This is a genomic window from Nostoc sp. (assembly GCF_036916735.1).
Lineage (GTDB): Bacteria > Cyanobacteriota > Cyanobacteriia > Cyanobacteriales > Nostocaceae > Nostoc.
This window is the reverse complement of the sequence record NZ_JBALFV010000107.1, coordinates 16,463-33,234: the sequence shown is the minus strand read 5'-3', so window position 1 is coordinate 33,234 and position 16,772 is coordinate 16,463. Positions and strand designations below refer to the sequence as shown.

At 41.9% G+C, this 16,772-nt stretch carries 11 protein-coding genes; 5 read left to right on the top strand and 6 right to left on the bottom strand.

From position 1 onward, the window contains the following. Positions 1-746: 746 nt before the first annotated feature. A complete protein-coding gene (locus tag V7L20_RS26020) occupies positions 747-4,118 on the bottom strand; it encodes an efflux RND transporter permease subunit (RefSeq protein ID WP_334746850.1) in 3,372 nt (1,123 codons plus the stop codon). A 75-nt stretch (positions 4,119-4,193) separates the two neighbouring features. After that, positions 4,194-5,795, bottom strand: a complete 1,602-nt coding sequence (locus V7L20_RS26015) for an efflux RND transporter periplasmic adaptor subunit (protein WP_442943637.1) — start codon at positions 5,793-5,795, stop codon at positions 4,194-4,196. A gap of 839 nt (positions 5,796-6,634) precedes the next feature. On the opposite strand from V7L20_RS26015, the gene V7L20_RS26010 reads away from it, so the two are divergent. The 4 genes from V7L20_RS26010 (at position 6,635) to cls (ending at position 10,252) form a co-directional block, all read left to right on the top strand. Beyond that, positions 6,635-7,174: a phycobiliprotein lyase gene (locus V7L20_RS26010; protein ID WP_334746848.1), complete on the top strand. Its 540-nt coding sequence runs from the start codon at positions 6,635-6,637 to the stop codon at positions 7,172-7,174. A 255-nt stretch (positions 7,175-7,429) separates the two neighbouring features. Next, positions 7,430-7,744 carry an RNA recognition motif domain-containing protein gene (locus tag V7L20_RS26005; protein WP_334746847.1) on the top strand — a complete coding sequence of 105 codons (315 nt, stop codon included), beginning with the start codon at positions 7,430-7,432 and terminating at the stop codon, positions 7,742-7,744. A gap of 218 nt (positions 7,745-7,962) precedes the next feature. Further along, positions 7,963-8,808 (top strand): endonuclease/exonuclease/phosphatase family protein, encoded by an 846-nt coding sequence (locus V7L20_RS26000; protein ID WP_334746846.1) that lies wholly within the window; start codon positions 7,963-7,965, stop codon positions 8,806-8,808. A gap of 1 nt (position 8,809) precedes the next feature. Further along, a complete protein-coding gene (gene cls, locus V7L20_RS25995) occupies positions 8,810-10,252 on the top strand; it encodes a cardiolipin synthase (RefSeq protein WP_334746845.1) in 1,443 nt (480 codons plus the stop codon). Between the two features lie 242 nt (positions 10,253-10,494). Here cls and V7L20_RS25990 read toward each other — a convergent pair whose 3' ends face one another. Together V7L20_RS25990 and V7L20_RS25985 are read right to left on the bottom strand one after the other, a co-directional pair. Further along, positions 10,495-12,207: a diflavin flavoprotein gene (locus tag V7L20_RS25990; RefSeq protein WP_334746844.1), complete on the bottom strand. Its 1,713-nt coding sequence runs from the start codon at positions 12,205-12,207 to the stop codon at positions 10,495-10,497. 160 nt (positions 12,208-12,367) lie between these two features. Further along, the gene (locus V7L20_RS25985) at positions 12,368-14,092 is read right to left on the bottom strand and encodes a diflavin flavoprotein (protein WP_334746843.1); all 1,725 of its coding nucleotides are present in this window, start codon (positions 14,090-14,092) and stop codon (positions 12,368-12,370) included. Positions 14,093-14,202: 110 nt separating this feature from the next. Here V7L20_RS25985 and V7L20_RS25980 point away from each other — a divergent pair, with 110 nt between their 5' ends. After that, the gene (locus V7L20_RS25980; protein WP_334746842.1) at positions 14,203-15,003 is read left to right on the top strand and encodes a pantothenate kinase; all 801 of its coding nucleotides are present in this window, start codon (positions 14,203-14,205) and stop codon (positions 15,001-15,003) included. Here the strand turns inward: V7L20_RS25980 and V7L20_RS25975 are convergent. Further along, complete coding sequence (locus tag V7L20_RS25975) at positions 15,000-15,722, bottom strand: calcium-binding protein (protein WP_334746841.1); 723 nt, start codon at positions 15,720-15,722, stop codon at positions 15,000-15,002. The two genes, V7L20_RS25980 and V7L20_RS25975, sit on opposite strands and share 4 nt — an antisense overlap. 48 nt (positions 15,723-15,770) lie before the next feature. Next, positions 15,771-16,613: an alpha/beta fold hydrolase gene (locus tag V7L20_RS25970; protein ID WP_334746840.1), complete on the bottom strand. Its 843-nt coding sequence runs from the start codon at positions 16,611-16,613 to the stop codon at positions 15,771-15,773. Between the last annotated feature and the right edge of the window lie 159 nt (positions 16,614-16,772).

The following is a 16,772-nucleotide window of genomic DNA, read 5'->3' as shown; positions in this document are numbered from 1 at the left end:
TAGATTATTTTGAGATTTCCAATAGCAAATCAATTCATAAGTTCATTACAACAATTGTTGCAATGATTTAAGCCTTTCTTATATATGGAAGAGTATTTGTTGCAAAGTATTAAGCATTTGCTGCAACGGATTATATATTTGCAAGAAAAACTTAAGCGTTTCTTATACATGGAAGAGTATTTGTTGCAAAGTATTAAGCATTTGCTGCAACGGATTATACATTTGTAAGAAAAACTTAAGTGTTTCTTATACATGGAAGAGTATTTGTTGCAAACGTTTAAATTTTCACAGATAAATAGAATGCATTACAGCTTTAACCCAATACTGCGTAGGTTTTGAATATTCGTAAGTTGGGTTGAGCTTTAGCGTTACCCAACAAACCCCTCAAAATGTTGGGTTACCTTCATAAGAATTCAGTCGTCAGGAGCCAGGAGTCACAATGAACACAATCGTGCGACTGGTGGATGAATAATGGTCTAAAGCCCCCAAATTTATTCGTGGAGAAAAAGAAAAGCGAAGCAACTTTACCGAAACCCCTGAATTCATTCATGGGGTTATTCTGAATTCTTACTTCTGACTCCTTCTCATCCTGCGGGATCTTGCTACGTTCCTCAACCCAACCTACACATTTTTATTTTTTAGCCAAAACCTACGTGTATTGGGCTTTAACCTAACGCATCGTACTATCTAGTGGTGCGTTAGACGCTCATTTCAACAAAATCCTTATGCAACGGAGTAGTTTTGCCTTAATCCCTATTAGTGATGGAAATAAGTTTTTTTGTAAATCCACGTAACCTGATGAACACTGGCTTTGCCCAATTGCCACCTAGCAAATCGTGCAGCAGAATATAAAAACAGGGGATGATAAACAATGTCAGCATTGTTGCGATCGCCATCCCAAAGAAAACTACAATCCCTAAAGGCTGCAAAAACTCAGAACCTTCGCCAATGCCTAATGCTAAAGGAAACAGTCCCAAGATAGTGGTGACTGTGGTCATGATAATTGGGCGCAAACGTTGAGGAGCAGCTTTCACGATCGCAATTTGGCGAGTACAATCTTCTTCTTGCCGAATTTGGTTTGCCAGTTCTACCATTAAAATCCCTGCGTTCACGACAATTCCCACCAGCAGCACGACACCAACAATTACAGTTGCGCCAATTGCAGTTTGGGTAATGTAAAGTCCAAAAATTCCCCCAGCTAACGCCAGTGGTACGGTGAACATAATTACCAACGGGTCAATCAGCGAATTGTATTGTACCGCCATAACTACAAAGATTAAGAACACCGCCAATGCTCCCAAAGTTTTCAAAGCATCCTGAAGTTGCTGATTAGTTTCTTCGGCAGAACTAGGTACAATTGAAACCCCATTAGGTAAGTCTACATCTTGGAGTACTTCGTTGACTTCTGCGATCGCTTCACCAAGACTAGCTCCCTCGGTGAGATTACCTGTCACAATAAAAGCTTGGCGCTGATTAATCCGTTGCACCTCACCAGGCGCTTGACCTTCTTGAATCTTTGCAACATCAAAAAGGCGGATTAGTTGATTGTTTTCTGTAAATAGCGGTAATTGCTCTAGTTGGGAAGGACGTGCAATAGCTTCTTTATTTAGCTGCACCCGCACATCAACTAAACGATTACCGCGTTGAATTTGCGTAGGAACTGAACCTTCAATTGCTGTTTGAACTGTTGCACCAATTTGCCCTGCGCTCAACCCTAAAGCCGAAACCCTTTCCCAGTCAGGGCGAATTTGGATTTCCGGTTGTCGGGGGTCGGCATCTGGTCGGAATGTCGCTAATTTTGCCCTTTCTTGCAATGCTTGCAATACTTGTGCGCCTGCTTGCGTTAAGTTTTCTTCATTCTCACCTTGCAGAACCACGTCAACGTCTGATCCTTGCACTGGAGAATTACTCAAAATTAAACCCCGCACCTGACCAGGATTAAGGCGCAGTAGAATTCCTGCTAAGTTGAGTTTGTTAAATTCCTGAGTTACTTTTTTGACGAAAGCTTCAATATCTGTCCCTGGTTTTAGATTGATGGTGCTATTGGCACGTAAAGGATTTTCTGTAGTATTGCTACCAAACAAAGAACCACCCACAGTTGTGAAAGCAGACTCGGTTTCTGGTTGTTTGAGCAAAATGTCATCGACAATTTGCATAACTTTTTGGGAAGTTGCTAGAGGTGTACCGGGAGGAAACTGCGCTCTCAAGTTAGCTTGACCAGTACTGATGCGGGGTAAAATTTCTTGGGGAATTTGACCAAACATAAAGAAGCTACTGCCGCCTAAAATTACCAAAGCAGCAGTTACTACAAAAAGCCGATAGCGTATAACCTTGGTTAAGAAGTTACCGTATCCCCGCGTAGCATCTTCAAATCGGTGATTAAATTGTCTAAGCAGCCAAAATTCACTGATCCGACTAGACCAACGAATTCCTAAAAGTCGAGAAGACAGCATCGGCACAACTGTGATGGCGACGACAAGGGATGCTGCGACTGCGAAGCTAATTGTCAGAATCAGTTCATTAAATAGCAGTGCAATAAAGCCGCCAATTAACAGGAATGGTACTACAGAAACTAAGTTAGCACCTGTAGCAGCAACTAAAGCAGATTCTACTTCTTGGGAAGCATTAATGGCAGTGTTAATAAAGAATTTTGAATTTCTTCCCTTCTCCTCTGCTCGTCTGCTTTTCTGGTTACTGAGCGACTTGCCTTGACTTGTGCCGAGCGAAGTCGAGGTAGCGAAGTCGAAAGGAGTCGAAGTATGCTCCCCTGCCTCCATTTCTCTCTGATTAGGAGTCATCCCCGCTTTTTCGGAAATGTTTTCTAGGATCACAACGGATGTGTCAATTGCTTGACCGACTCCTAATGTTAGACCAGCTAGACTGAATACATTCAAAGTCAAGCCAAAGATTTTCATTAGAGCGATCGCTGCTAGAGTACACAACGGAATCGTCAAACTGATAATCAATGTTTGCCTGAATGATCCTAAAAATAACAACACTGCTGCTGCTGCTAACAATGCTCCAGAAATCCCCGAAAAGATAACATCATTTAAAGAATTACGGATGAAGACAGATTCATCTGTAGTGGGACTCAAAGTCATATCTGCTGGAATTAAACCCGATTGTCGTAATTGTTCAATTCGGCGCTTAACAGCATCTACAACTGTGATTGTGTTGGCTTCAGGCTGCTTTTGGACTGAAAATTTCACCGCAGGCTGACGATTTAAATAAACAAATACTCGCTGTTCTTCTGTATCGTCAATTACCTTTGCAAAGTCTCGCAAGTAGACGCGGCGGGAAGGTGCAGGCGAGGTAGAGGAGGCAGAGGAAGCAGGGGAGGAAACTTCTACAGAGAGGTTTTCAATTTCCCTGGCATTTTGGAAACGTCCTACAGTCCGAGTCAATGGTTCGGAATTTTGCCCTAGAATCCGACCACCAGAAGTATCTTGGTTACGGGCTGTTAATTCATCTAAGACATCATTTAACCCGACACCCAAAGCTTGCAATCGGTTTAAGTCAACAAGCACCCGTACTTCTTCCTCAGCACCACCAGATACATCAACTGAAGCGACTCCTGGTACAACACTGAGTTCACGGGTTAAGTCTTCGTCAGCAAATACACGTAAATCTTTCCCAGGTAAAGAAGCAGATGTCAATGCCAATTCATAAACCGGCAATTGGGAAGGATCGACTTTAAATAAGCGCGGCTCCTCTATCGTATCTGGTAGTTGTCCTCGATTTCGGTTAAAAGCAGCAGTAGCATCGTTTAGGGCTTGGTCAATATCGCCCCCTGGTTGGAAGTATAAATCGAGGCTAACCTGTCCCTCACGGGTGCGGGAAAAAACTTGTACTACATTCTCGGTTGCTGATAAAGCTTCTTCTAAGGGTCTGGTGATTTCATCCACTGCCACTTCTGGGGAAATACCAGGGGCTTCTAGCCGAACGCCAATTCGTGGATAGGTAATTGATGGTAGAAGATCGACTTGGATCGTGGTGAGAAAAAATACCCCAATGACAATTACTGCCACAGTGAGCATGAGTGTGCCAATATGTTGGCGAATAGCGATCGCACTAAGACTAAATCCGCCATTGCCATTATTATTGTTCGCCTGTTGCATGATATTAAGTGATAAGTGCTAAGTGCTGACTACTAAGTACTTTTTTCATTGGTATGGTGGTTATTACCCACCCTACTATTGCTTTTCTGAAAGAATTGAAAGACTTACAGTGTCACCTTCTTTTAACGGCTTACCACTACGAACAACATAGCGCTCTCCCGCTTGCAAACCGGATAAAATTTCCACTCTCCCATCAGCCCTTTTTCCCAACATTACGGCTCGTCTTGTTGCCTTGGTTTTGCCTTCTGTGTCTTTGACGACAAATATTGTCCCACTTGGATCTTGTGACTTTGCTTCTGGTATACCAGATGTGTTACGTGAGGAAGAGTCCTGCGGTACATTTGTTTGCGTCTCCCCTGTACCCTTGGAGTTATTAATGCCTGCTTGTTTTTGAATAGCTGTTTGCGGCACGACTACACGCTGTTGCGTCTGGTTTTCAAAGTTGACTCGTGCCAGCAATCCACTACCAATCTTGCCTTGAGTGTTGGGAATCACTACCTCTACAGGTATCAAACGAGCGCTGGCATCCGCAGCTGGAGAAATGCGCGTAACTGTGCCAATTAATCTTTCGTTGGGGAAGGCATCTAAGCGGACTTGTACAGACTGTCCAACCTGAATTTGTGCCAGTTCTAACTCGGAAACTTGCACAATAACTTTGACACGGTTAAAGTCGCCAATTTTTAAAACTTCGCTACCTGCTTGCAGAAGGTTGCCAGGTTCTGTCACTTTTTCTGTGACTATGCCAGTGATGGGGGATGTCAATTGAGCGTAAGAACTGCGCTCTTTGGTTTGGGCAACCAATGCCTGTTGGGCTAATACTCTACCTTGGGCGGCAGCGACGGCTTGCCGTTCTGTACGGACTTGTTCTTGGGCTGCCCGCAGTGCCTGGGCGGCTGTTTGTGCTTGGGTACGTGCTTGCTGGGCAGTTTGTTCTGCGATCGCTCCAGCTTTAAATAACCTCTGTTGCCGTTGAGAGTCTGCCTGAGCTTGTACCACTTCTAGCCGTGCCCGTTCAACGTCTGCACGGGCATTGCTTACTTGATTGCTTGCCCTAGCTACTTCTGATTTGAGGGCTGCTAATTCTGCTTCTGCTTGCTTTAATTCGGTCGAAAGTATGGCATCATCTAACTGCCCGACATTTTGCCCAAGTTTTACCGGATCACCCACATCTAAGTTCAAAGCCAATAACCGGGCTTCTACTTGCGATCGCACTGATACAATCCGAAAGGGTGTTGTATTACCTGTATATTCTAGTTGTTTTTCGAGTAAGTCAGTCCGAGCGATCGCCACATCTACAGGTGTTGTACTAGTGCGTTCTTTACTACCAGGACTCTGAGATTCTGCATCTGCTGATTCTTTGGGCGACGAGCCACAACTTGCCGTCAGTAATCCTATACCTAGCAAACAAGAAATTAATAAACTTCTTACTGAGGGGAAGGAAAGTAAATAATTTTTCCCTTTAGCTTTTTTACGTGTTGCACTAATGCTGTTTGCAAGAAGTCTACTCTTTAAATCTGCGTAGGCGCAGCCCACCCTTCGGCTGCGCTCAGTGACCACCCCAAGCATCACTACCTCAGTCTTCACAACTGAATTTAACTGGATATTAATGAGCTGGTTGGCGGCTACCGGATGTGTCATTTTCACCTGTTTGTGCGGCTTATTCATATCCAAAATCATTTATTTTTCTCTTATTGGGGAGCTTTTGGGTTAAACAGCCCTGTTTGACCAAGTAATTTTGAGAGATTTCATTAACAAAAAACGGCAAGAATTCGTAGGCTGTCTATCAGTAAGTTTCTGTATCAGAAATTACTGTTTTCCCATAAAAATCCAAAACTTCTCACCGCTCTACTTCTTACGCAGAGGTAGAAAATTTTCTTGCAGATAATAAATAAATTATAAACCGAGTATAAATATTTGTTAGTTTTCTGAAATCTACCTATAGGAGAAACCAGGGTTTTTCTAAAGACATGGAACTTTTTGCCCGATATACTAATATAGGCGGTATTACAATCAGGACTTACGCAATAACTCTCTGAAACTCTTATCCCTTTGTGTTCTTTGCGTCCTTTGCGGTTCGTTTTATCATGATTTTGCGTAAGTCCTGACAATAATTACCCTTGTTTTTAAATTAGGACTTACGCAATAACTCCTGAAACTCTCATTCCTTTGTGTCCTTTGCGCGGCAGTTGCTATCCTGCCTTAAAGCTAAGAGCGAACAAGTCTCTTAACCGCAAGGGCGCACTGCCTTACCTTTGCGGTTCGTTTTTCCATTATTTTGCGTAAGTCATGTATATCTTTTTATTCTTGTATAAATACTTGTATATAGTATTTTGTTTTATTTATTAAGAATATTAAACATGTATTGCTTTTTTAAGTCTATAATGTAGTGGAAAAGACTATTTTCTCTTACCCCTTGCGTAATATGGCAAGAACAGGGCGATAAGTACCATAACAACAACAGCAAGAATGAAGTTTTTTGCCAGAAATATATTTGCATTAGGTGAGGAAGCTAAGGCGTGACATCATTGCTCAGAATTGTACAAACCACTGATGAATCCCTGATTTCGGAATTTTTCCAGGAATCAGAGGGTAAATGGCGATCGCAACGACGCTACTACACCCTACCGCAGGGAGAAACTAAGGAGATTGAGAGTATAATTACGATCAATTTTTTAGGGCAGGGCTGTGATGAATTGCAAAAGCTAGCTCAGATGCACGAGTTGCCTGATACAAGTAGTTTAATTTGTGGTGCAGCAATTGTATGGGAAAGTACAGATGTCCTGAAAACAAAGAAAGAATCGCAAGGTTCAACAATATTTGGGGTGATGGGAAACATTTTGTATCGCGATCGCGGTTTTGCCATATCCAAACCAGTCACCGCCCAGTATTATTTCTCCAACCCAAAAACACTGTGTTTGCGAACTGAATACAACGGTTCAGTATTTGAGGAAGAGTTAAAGCTAATTGGCAGCAAATACCGCACCAGACAGACGATCATCTCTCGTGCTGGTGAGCAGTTGATGATTGGGCAATATTTAGAAAACAGAATAGATTAGTATCTTCCCCACTCCCCACTCCCTACTCCCTGTCTAGGCAAATAATTTCAAAAATCAAAACTGCTATATAACTTTTTATAACAGTTTTGAAAATTTTCCCCATAAAGTTAGTTGCTATGTCATCATGGGAAGTGAAATGAGAATTAATTCGGCGACAGTGTTTGTTTTTAGTATTGACAGGCTTTTCCCTTTTGGTATTACAGACTTCTCTCCGAAATCTAAATCTCTACAAACTTATGATTTTGGAGACATTTAATGTCAATTTACGTTGGTAACCTCTCCTATGAAGTTACACAAGATGCGCTGAGTGCTGTATTTGCAGAATATGGTGCTGTAAAGCGTGTTCAGCTACCTACTGACCGTGAAACAGGTCGTTTACGCGGCTTTGCTTTCGTGGAAATGAGTTCAGAAGATGAAGAAACCAAAGCCATTGAAGCCCTTGATGGTGCTGAATGGCTGGGTCGTGACCTTAAAGTGAATAAGGCCAAGCCGAGAGAAGACAGAGGTTCTTTTGGTGGTAACCGTGGTGGTGGTGGCGGCGGCAGCTACAACCGTAACAACCGCTACTAAGCTAAATAGACAAAAGTAGCTTAATTGAATTCACACAAGGCTCATGCAGCAATGCTTGAGCCTTTTCTATGCAAAAGTTGCACAGATGAATAATTTCGCACAGTTATTGGGTACAGGTTATATATCTATTTATCCAAGCTTTCCAAGTTTTTGCAACATAACTCTGTAACGACTGTTCAATAACGTTAAGCTAGAATAAATCTATTTTAATATTAGTGATGTCTAATATTCAAGAACACGTAAACACTCTCGTTACAAAATTTGTTCCGGGTTATAGATTTCTTCGTTTACAAGAACTCACAATTGATAAAAATAATTCACTCCAAACAGAAATTAATAGTAAATCAATTAAAGTTCTCAGTTGGAATATTGCTAAACAAAACTATAATAAAACTTGGATAAAAGATTTTTCAAAAATTATTGAAACTTATCAACCAAACCTCATATTTCTACAAGAATTTTCTCTCAGATTAGAAGCAGATGAATGGCAAAAGTGGCTAAAAATGAATTGGAATTTTGCTCCTAATTTTGTAGATATTCATCATCAAACCTATTCGGGGATTTTTACAGCAGCTACAATCAGTCCACTTAGCAAAAAAGTTATAACTACTAAAGATTATGAACCGATTGTTAAAACTCCTAAAATTTCTTTAATTACTGAGTATCTGCTATCTGAACAAAGTACAACTCTCCTGACAATCAATAGTCATCTGATCAATTTTGTAGATTTAAATAAATTTAAATTACAACTAAAGGAATTAGAGCTAGCGTTATCTACACATCGTGGGCCACTAATTTTTTCAGGAGATTTCAATACTTGGAATCGAAAAAGAGCAGTTATCCTCAATCAAGTAACAACACAATTGGGATTAACGCCTGTAATTTTTGGACCTGATGAAAAAGAGAAAATTAAACGCTTCCTGTTATCACCCCCTTTAGATCATATCTTTTATCGAGATATCAGTGTCAAAAAAGCTAGTGCTAAGGTACTAGACAAAATTTGTTCATCCGATCACAAGCCATTGCTGGCAGAATTTAGTTATATCAATACTCAAAAAAACTAAGATGCTTGTAGATGGTGGTGTTCTAGCTGTTTTTAGCACAGCTACAGTTGTTGTTCATGTCGTGGGAGTTATACATGCAGCCCATGCAGTGATGAATGTGCGTTCTTCCCAAGGGGCTATTGCCTGGAGCATTTCTTTAATTACTTTTCCTTGGCTAGCTATTCCGTTGTATTGGATTTTAGGAAGAACTAAATTTCATGGATATGCTGAAACACTGCGCTCAGTCTATGCACAACACTACCAGCTTATTCATCCGATTTATAGTGAACTTATTAAATTTCAGGTTGCGCCACCAGATAATTTAGCTAAATTGCAACCATTAGCAGAGGCTTTTACAGAAATTCCTTTCACATCAGGTAATGCTGCTGAATTAATTATTGATGGTCAGCAAACTTTTGAAGCGATGTTGAAAAAGATTGCATCGGCGACAAATTATATTTTGTTCCAATTCTATACTGTGAACGATGACCAAGCAGGTAATGAGTTTAAAGAAGCGTTGATTGCTAAAGCCAAGCAAGGAATAAGCATCTACTTTCTCTACGATGAAATCGGTTCCAAGAAACTATCTCGCCCTTATATCCAGTCTCTACAACAGCATGGAATTGCAGTAAGTGCATTTAACACCACCCAAGGTCAAGGGAATCGGCTTCAATATAATTTTCGCAATCATCGAAAAATTCTGGTGGTAGATGGAGAAATAGCATTTGTTGGTGGACTGAATATTGGTGACGAATATTTAGGAAAAAATCCTCGCTTGAGTCCCTGGCGTGACACCCACATGATACTCGAAGGCCCAACTGTACAAAGCCTACAAAACTCCTTTGTGCGAGATTGGTATTGGGCGACTCGAAAACTTATCGAAGTTAACTGGCAGGTAAAAATTAATCGGGAAACTAATCAAACTGCATTCATACTTCCTACAGGCCCCGCAGATTCGCTACCAGCTTGTAAGCTTTTTTTCGTCGAACTAATTAATCAAGCTCAAACTCATCTCTGGATTGCTAGTCCATACTTTGTACCAGATGAGGCAACATTGTCAGCCTTAAAACTGGCAGCAATGCGAGGTGTAGATGTGCGAATTCTATTACCAAATCGACCCGATCACTTATTTGTTTATTTATGTTCCTTCTCTTACTACACCGAAATGGAAAGAATCGGTATTAAGTTGTATCGTTACAAAAATGGGTTTATGCATCAGAAAATTATAGTCATTGATGAGAACCTAGCAGGAGTAGGAACTGTTAACTTAGATAGTCGCTCTTTTTCCCTAAATTTTGAAGTTATGGGTTTTGTTACTGAGCCTCGGTTTGTCCAAAGTGTGAAAAAGATGTTAGAGGATGATTTAGCTGTCTGTGTTGCTGTTGATCTTGATGAGTACGATAAAAAACCTTTTTGGTTCAAATTAGCTGTGAGAGTCTCTCGATTGCTGACTCCTTTACTTTAATCATTAATAATTGCCCCTACAACACCTGTGCCCCTCTACCTCTATGCACAATGCCCAATACTTCGGCTACCTTCGACTGCGCCCTTCTCTTCTTAGGCTGCGCCCTAAGCGTAGCTATGCCGTAGGCTTTACGACTACGCTCAGGACAAGCTCAGGACAAGCTCGGGCTTAACTCAGGACAAGCTCAGGACAGGCTCAGGGCAAGTCGTTGAGTACAAGTGCCTTGTTTGGCCCATTCCTTATTAATAATGAGTTGCCGACTTACGATGATGCACAGCTGTGACGCCATCATTATCTAACAATTTGCCATTCTCGACAGTTGCATAAACCAGCCAATGGTCGCCAGATTCCATTCGGTTTTGTACAGAACATTCGAGATATGCTAAGGCATTTGTAAGTATGGGAGAACCATTTTCAGCTTCTTCGGCGGCGACATCAGCAAATCGGTCTTGTCCTGGGCCGAAGGGTTTGAGGAAGTGCTTCATTAATCCCAAATGATTGCCTTCTTTAAGAATATTGAGGACAAATTTATTTCCTGTATGCGTCAGTGTTTCTACAGCACGCTCTTTGGCAACAGCAATGGTTAAACCAGGGGGACTAAAGCTAGCCTGAGATACCCAAGAGGCTAACATGGCACTAGAGCGATCGCCTTCTTTTGCTGTGAGAACACAAAGAGAACCGACAATCCGACCAACTGCTTGTTCTACAGTTGTTGCAGGTTGACGTGGCGATCGCACTTTTCTCGCTTTTTTGAGGGCTTGGGCAAAGTCGGTTCCAGCTTCTTCACACAATTGTAAGGTGGCATCGTCGGGTTTGAATTTTACGCGGATGGTGTCAAAACCAAATCGATAGCCAGCATCTTTTAATTTACCCTCAATTAAATCAACTGCTTCCCCGCTCCAGCCAAAGGAACCAAAAGCACCAGCGAGTTTATTGTTAGTAGCAGTGGATAGTACAATTCCTAAAGCTGTTTGCACAGGTGTCGGTGCATGACCGCCAAGAGTTGGAGAACCGATGATGAAACCACCAGCTTTTTCCACAGCAGCACGGATATCTTCTGGTTCAGTAAATTCGCAGTTAATCGATTCTACGGCAACGCCAGCTTTTGTAATCCCACGAGCGATCGCTTGGGCTAATGTTGCCGTATTTCCATAAGCTGATGCATAAATTAACGCTACTGTCAAGTCAGCAGATGTTTGCTGTTGACTCCATTCTCGATAAGCTTTGGTCAGTTCGATTAAGCCATAGCGTACCAAAGGCCCGTGTCCAGTGGCATACATTCTCACGGGAAAATCCGCTAGTTTCTCCAGCGCTGTTTCAACTTGACGAGCGTGGGGAGCCATGAGGCAATCAAAATAATAGCGCCGATCTTCGTTATATATTTCCCAGCCTTCATCAAATACCTGATCTCCGCAAACATGCGCCCCAAATAATTTATCTGTATAGAGAATTTCCGTTTGCGGATCGTAAGTGCAAAGTTGATCTGCATAGCGGGGATTGGGGGTGGGAATAAATTCTAAATTATGCCCATTGCCTAAATCTAAGGTTTCTTCGCCCCGCATCACAAGAATTTGTAAATCTGGATTTTCCAGCGCCCCACGTAAATTTATCGCCCCTGGATTAGAACAAACAAAAGTGATTTGCGGGGCAATTTTTAACAAAGCTTTCAAAGTTGCAGCGCGGTTGGGATTGACGTGTCCCAAAATTACATAATCTAAGTCTTCGAGATGGAAACGCTGCTGCAACGCTTTTAAATAAATTTCTGTAAACGTTTCCCCTGGAGGGTCAATGATGGCAGTTTTCTTGCTTTCGATTAAATAAGAATTAGCAGTTGTACCCTTAGCAAGAGCATATTCAATTTCAAACCTGAGCCTAGACCAACTGCGCGATCGCAGTACTCTTGTATCTGTAGCTATTGGATAAACTTGAACATCACGAGGTTTCTTCGTTGACATGGTTGACACAATTTTAGATTTTAGATTTCAGATTTTGGATTGTTAATTAAAGATCCAAATTCTCGATATTAAGTAGAGAGGGCTATACTACAGAAATGCTTTATTGAGTGGTTATGAATTTTGGATTATTAATCTAAAATCCAAAATCCAAAATCCAAAATTAATAGTGATTACCAACTTTGCGGTGATGTACAGCAGTTAAAGCTTCTGGCTTAGAAACTCGTCCGGCGTAGACGGTGCTATATACTGCCCAATGGTCGCCGCAATCCATTCTACTAACGACTTCGCACTCCATATAGGCGAGGGCGTCGTTGAGGATAGGCGCACCATTTTCGGCTGGCTGGGTTCTCACTCCTTCAAAACGGTCAGCACCAGGGGCGAACCGCTTCAAAAAGTGCTTCATTAGTGGTTGGAAATTGCCTTGTTCTAAGACGTTGAGAACAAAGCGATCGCCTACTTGCATGAGTGATTCAATCGCCCGATCTTTAGCTACTGCAATAGAAAATCCCAAGGGTTTAAAGCTGGCTTGAGCAACCCAGGAGGCTAGCATGGCACTGGAAACATTGCCTTTTTTGGCAGTAATAATATATAATCCACCGCTAATTCTACCTAATGCTTTATCTAAGTCTGCACCAAGAGATTTCATGGCTTTGATGCTGCGATCACGTGTTACCCATTGCCCTAAGTCAGTTCCTGCTTCTTCACACAGCTTGTAGATGTTTTCTGTGGGTGTTTCTTTAATCCGAATTGCTGGAAAAACTGTTGTCAAACCCAAATTGCGGAATTTACTCAGCAAAGGATCTATCGGTTCATCATCGCCACCACCAGTTTCAAATACGCCAATAGCTTGTTTTTCTTTGGCAGATCCTAAAACTGTACTGAGTGCAGATTGGATGTTCCCAGCGCCAGAAGCTGGAGGTAGACCAACGATTAGCCCAGCACAACGGCTAACTAATTCTCGCAGTTCTTGTAAATCTACTTCCGATCCCAAATCGACAATTTCCACGGCAACACCAGTTTTACCGATACCGTTGGCAATTGCTTGAGCTAGGCGATCGCTATATCCGTATTCAGAAACGTAAAATATCCCAATCGTTGTTTCTGCCTTGGTTTGTGTTTGGCTCCAAGTGCGGTAACGTCCAATTAGTTCCTCAACATTGTGGAATAATAATGGCCCGTGTCCTGTGGCAACCATACCAATGGTTTTTAGTTCCCCCATCCGTTTTAGGGCAGATAAAACTGACCGGGCATTCGGCCCCATCAAGCAATCGTAGTAGTAATGAAAGTCTTTTTCGATAGCTGCCAAGTCTTCATCAAAGGTGGTATCTGAGCAATAGTGCAACCCAAAGGCATCGCAGGTATAGAGAATTTTTGTTTTGTGGTCGAAGCTGAAAATGGTATCTGGCCAGTGTAAATTTGGGGCAATCACGAATTCAAATTCATGACCATTGCCCAAATCTAAGCGATCGCCATTTTTCACAATCCGCCGTTTGAATGGCTGATGTACCAAATCCTCCAGAAACTGAATCGCCACTTTAGAACCGACAACGGTAATTTCTGGAGCCATTTGCAGCAAATTTTTAACTAAACCGCTATGGTCTGGCTCGGTGTGGCTGATAATTAAATAATCAATCTCTGTTGGCTTGATTAGTCCGGTAAGTGTATCAAAGTATAGTTGACGAAACTTTTCGTGGGAGGTATCAACTAAGGCAGTCTGCTCCCCACGAATCAGAAACGAGTTATAGGTGGTACCGTTTTGCAGACCAAACTCAATATCGAAGCGATCGCGATCCCAATCCAAAGAGCGAATAGCCGTCGTCTCTTGAGCGATTTCTACAGTCTGTATGGTGAGCCGTTTTTCAGTTTTTTCGGTGAGCGCTACCATAACTCCCCTCCTTGACACAATGAGTATTTGTTCCTCTAGGTTTATTGTGACACGGGATGAATGTTAATTTTTATTAAAAAACATATAACTGACTTAAAAAAGTTAAAAGTGTGAAACCGCATAAGCACCCAGAACACACAGATAATATTTGGCTAGCGTTAGAAATTGGGAACTCTCGGCTACATTGGGCGTTGTTTATTGGCGAAATGTTTTATTCAGCTTGGGATACTGACCATCTACCTGAGTCTGTTATACAACACCTGGCTGAATGTCAAACCCTGAATGATTTACTAGAGAACATTTTTCCACAAGCTGAATCTCTAACAAACACTCTACCCCTCTGTCCTCTCCTCGTCGCCTCCGTAGTTCCCAGCCAAACTGCTATCTGGCAAACTTACCCCAATGTTCGGGTTATTACCTTAGATCAAGTACCGCTCAAAGGTGTTTATCCTACACTAGGAATTGACCGCGCTTTAGCATTGTGGGGTGCAGGGAAAACGTGGGGTTTTCCAATGTTGGTGATTGATGCTGGAACAACCCTGACTTTTACAGCGGCGGATGCTAATGAATATCTAATTGGAGGTGCAATTCTGCCAGGGTTAGGTTTGCAATTTGCAACTCTCAGTCAAAAAACAGGACAATTACCATTAGTAGAAGTGCCAAATTTTGCCTCTTTACCACGTTTTGCACTGAATACTACAGAAGCAATTCAAAGTGGAGTAATTTACACACTTTTAGCTGGAATTAAGGATTTTATTGAGGCGTGGTGGCACTTATTTCCTGATGGGAAGATTGCGATTAAAGGGGGCGATCACATTTTATTACTAAACTGTCTGCAAGCTTTATATCCGGAAATTGCAGCACCTTTGATTGTAGAACCAAATTTGATTTTTTTGGGAATGAACCATTAAACATAAGTGAAGTCACTCGACGTTAGATTCAACCCTGAAATTCCGCTCACAATTGCAACCAACTCATCAGTCGAATCGAATGCCTTGTTGCCGTTAGAATCAAAGTAAATCGCGGTACCTTTCACCTTTGAAATAGGCGATGACCTCAGAAGATAATCACTAGCTGAACCCTGAAGCCGAATTGTGTCCTGCAAAGTGGTGTAGTCCGAAATCACGGCATAATCTCTTGTCCCGCTATTGGAATTATTGCCGTCGTTGTAGTAGACCGTAGTGGTGCTGCCGAGGATAAAAAGATCACTACCTGAGCCACCCCTAAGGGTGTCGATGCTGTTCCTGCCATTGTCACTGCTAACACCAACAAGGACGTCATCTCCAGCATTACCACTGAGATAGTTATTGCCCGCAGTGCCAATTAGATAATCTCCACCTTCGCAACCGATTATATTCTCAAAGCTAATTACATCTTCAATATCGGGAATAGTTAAGAAGTAAACCAAGCCATTCGTTAGATCAGCTACTATACCATTAGAATAATAGCTGTAGTCGATAGTATCAATACCTGCTCCGCCGTTGTAGAAGTCTTCGCCAACTTCAGCAATGATAAGGTCGTTGCCAGCATTGCCAGAGACTCTATCATCTCCGCCGAAACTGCTAATGGTGTCATTGCCAGAAGTGCCAGTGAGAATGTCATTGCCAGAAGCACCGTTGATCACAGCCATTGTCTAAGTCTCCAATGAATTTGTTGAATTGCAAACAGTTCTAAACTTTTAAGGAAATTGTACAGGTTTGTAGCCTTTTAAGATAGCTTTAATAAAATCTCGAATCTCAACCGCTACAACCCCAGCACAAGATTCTGGTAAATCATTTCCGGCATGAGCAATCGTTTTCAACTTGACTTTCGGCATCAGTTGAGCATAAACCCGACTTTTAGCTAAAGCATCTGGTGTATCTTGGTCACCTTGTAAAATAAAAACTGGCACATCTACCATGTAAAGCCGCTTTTGCACTAATTCCGCCTCAATTTCTGCTTGTCGCCTTTTGAAGAGTAACTGGCAAGCTATGGGGTAACGCAACAATTCCTGATGTAATTGCAAGTCCTGGGCAATTTTTTCATACCAAACCAGAATTTTAGTGAAGGGAGTTAGCGATCGCAACAATTTAACTATTAGTGGTGGATAATTCAATAATCGCCGCATCTTTTGGTAATACTCTTCTTGTCCTGCTATCTCTACACCCTCTGGTGCAAGCAGTACCAAACCATCAACTTTTTCTGGATACTTTAAAGCATAACTAGCAGCAATCCAACCCCCTAGAGAATGCCCTATTAAATAGACTTTTTCTAGCTTGATAGCTTGCAAAAACTCAGCTAAACACTCTACTTGTAAATCTATCGAATGGTGGATATTCGGATTTTCTGATTCACCAAACCCCAACAAATCAAGTGCAAAGCAATGGAAATCTTGTGCAAGGGACTCCATCAAAGATAACCATTGACTACTCTCATTCCAAGCACCATGTAAAAAAATTATAGGAGTTTTTTCACCGACTTCACGCCAGAATATCAGCCCTTGAGAGAGCTTTATCCGCGAGTTACGGAATAGTGTATTCATTTTAATTTAGTAGTTAACTTTTAGCACCATAATAAATAGTCATTGCTCACTTGTACTGAGCTTGTCCTGAGCTTGTCCTCTTGGTAGTCGAAGGGCGTAGTCGTAAAGCCTGCGGCATAGCTACGCTTAGGGCGCAGCCTCTGGTAGAGTTGGGCGTAG

Bases quoted from the DNA above. Each gene is read 5' to 3' on its own strand.
- V7L20_RS26020 (WP_334746850.1), bottom strand. From the start codon at position 4,118: ATGCAACAGGCGAACAATAATAATGGCAATGGCGGATTTAGTCTTAGT.
- V7L20_RS26015 (WP_442943637.1), bottom strand. From the start codon at position 5,795: ATGATTTTGGATATGAATAAGCCGCACAAACAGGTGAAAATGACACAT.
- V7L20_RS26005 (WP_334746847.1), top strand. From the start codon at position 7,430: ATGTCAATTTACGTTGGTAACCTCTCCTATGAAGTTACACAAGATGCG.
- V7L20_RS26000 (WP_334746846.1), top strand. From the start codon at position 7,963: ATGTCTAATATTCAAGAACACGTAAACACTCTCGTTACAAAATTTGTT.
- cls (WP_334746845.1), top strand. From the start codon at position 8,810: ATGCTTGTAGATGGTGGTGTTCTAGCTGTTTTTAGCACAGCTACAGTT.
- V7L20_RS25990 (WP_334746844.1), bottom strand. From the start codon at position 12,207: ATGTCAACGAAGAAACCTCGTGATGTTCAAGTTTATCCAATAGCTACA.
- V7L20_RS25985 (WP_334746843.1), bottom strand. From the start codon at position 14,092: ATGGTAGCGCTCACCGAAAAAACTGAAAAACGGCTCACCATACAGACT.
- V7L20_RS25975 (WP_334746841.1), bottom strand. From the start codon at position 15,722: ATGGCTGTGATCAACGGTGCTTCTGGCAATGACATTCTCACTGGCACT.
- V7L20_RS25970 (WP_334746840.1), bottom strand. From the start codon at position 16,613: ATGAATACACTATTCCGTAACTCGCGGATAAAGCTCTCTCAAGGGCTG.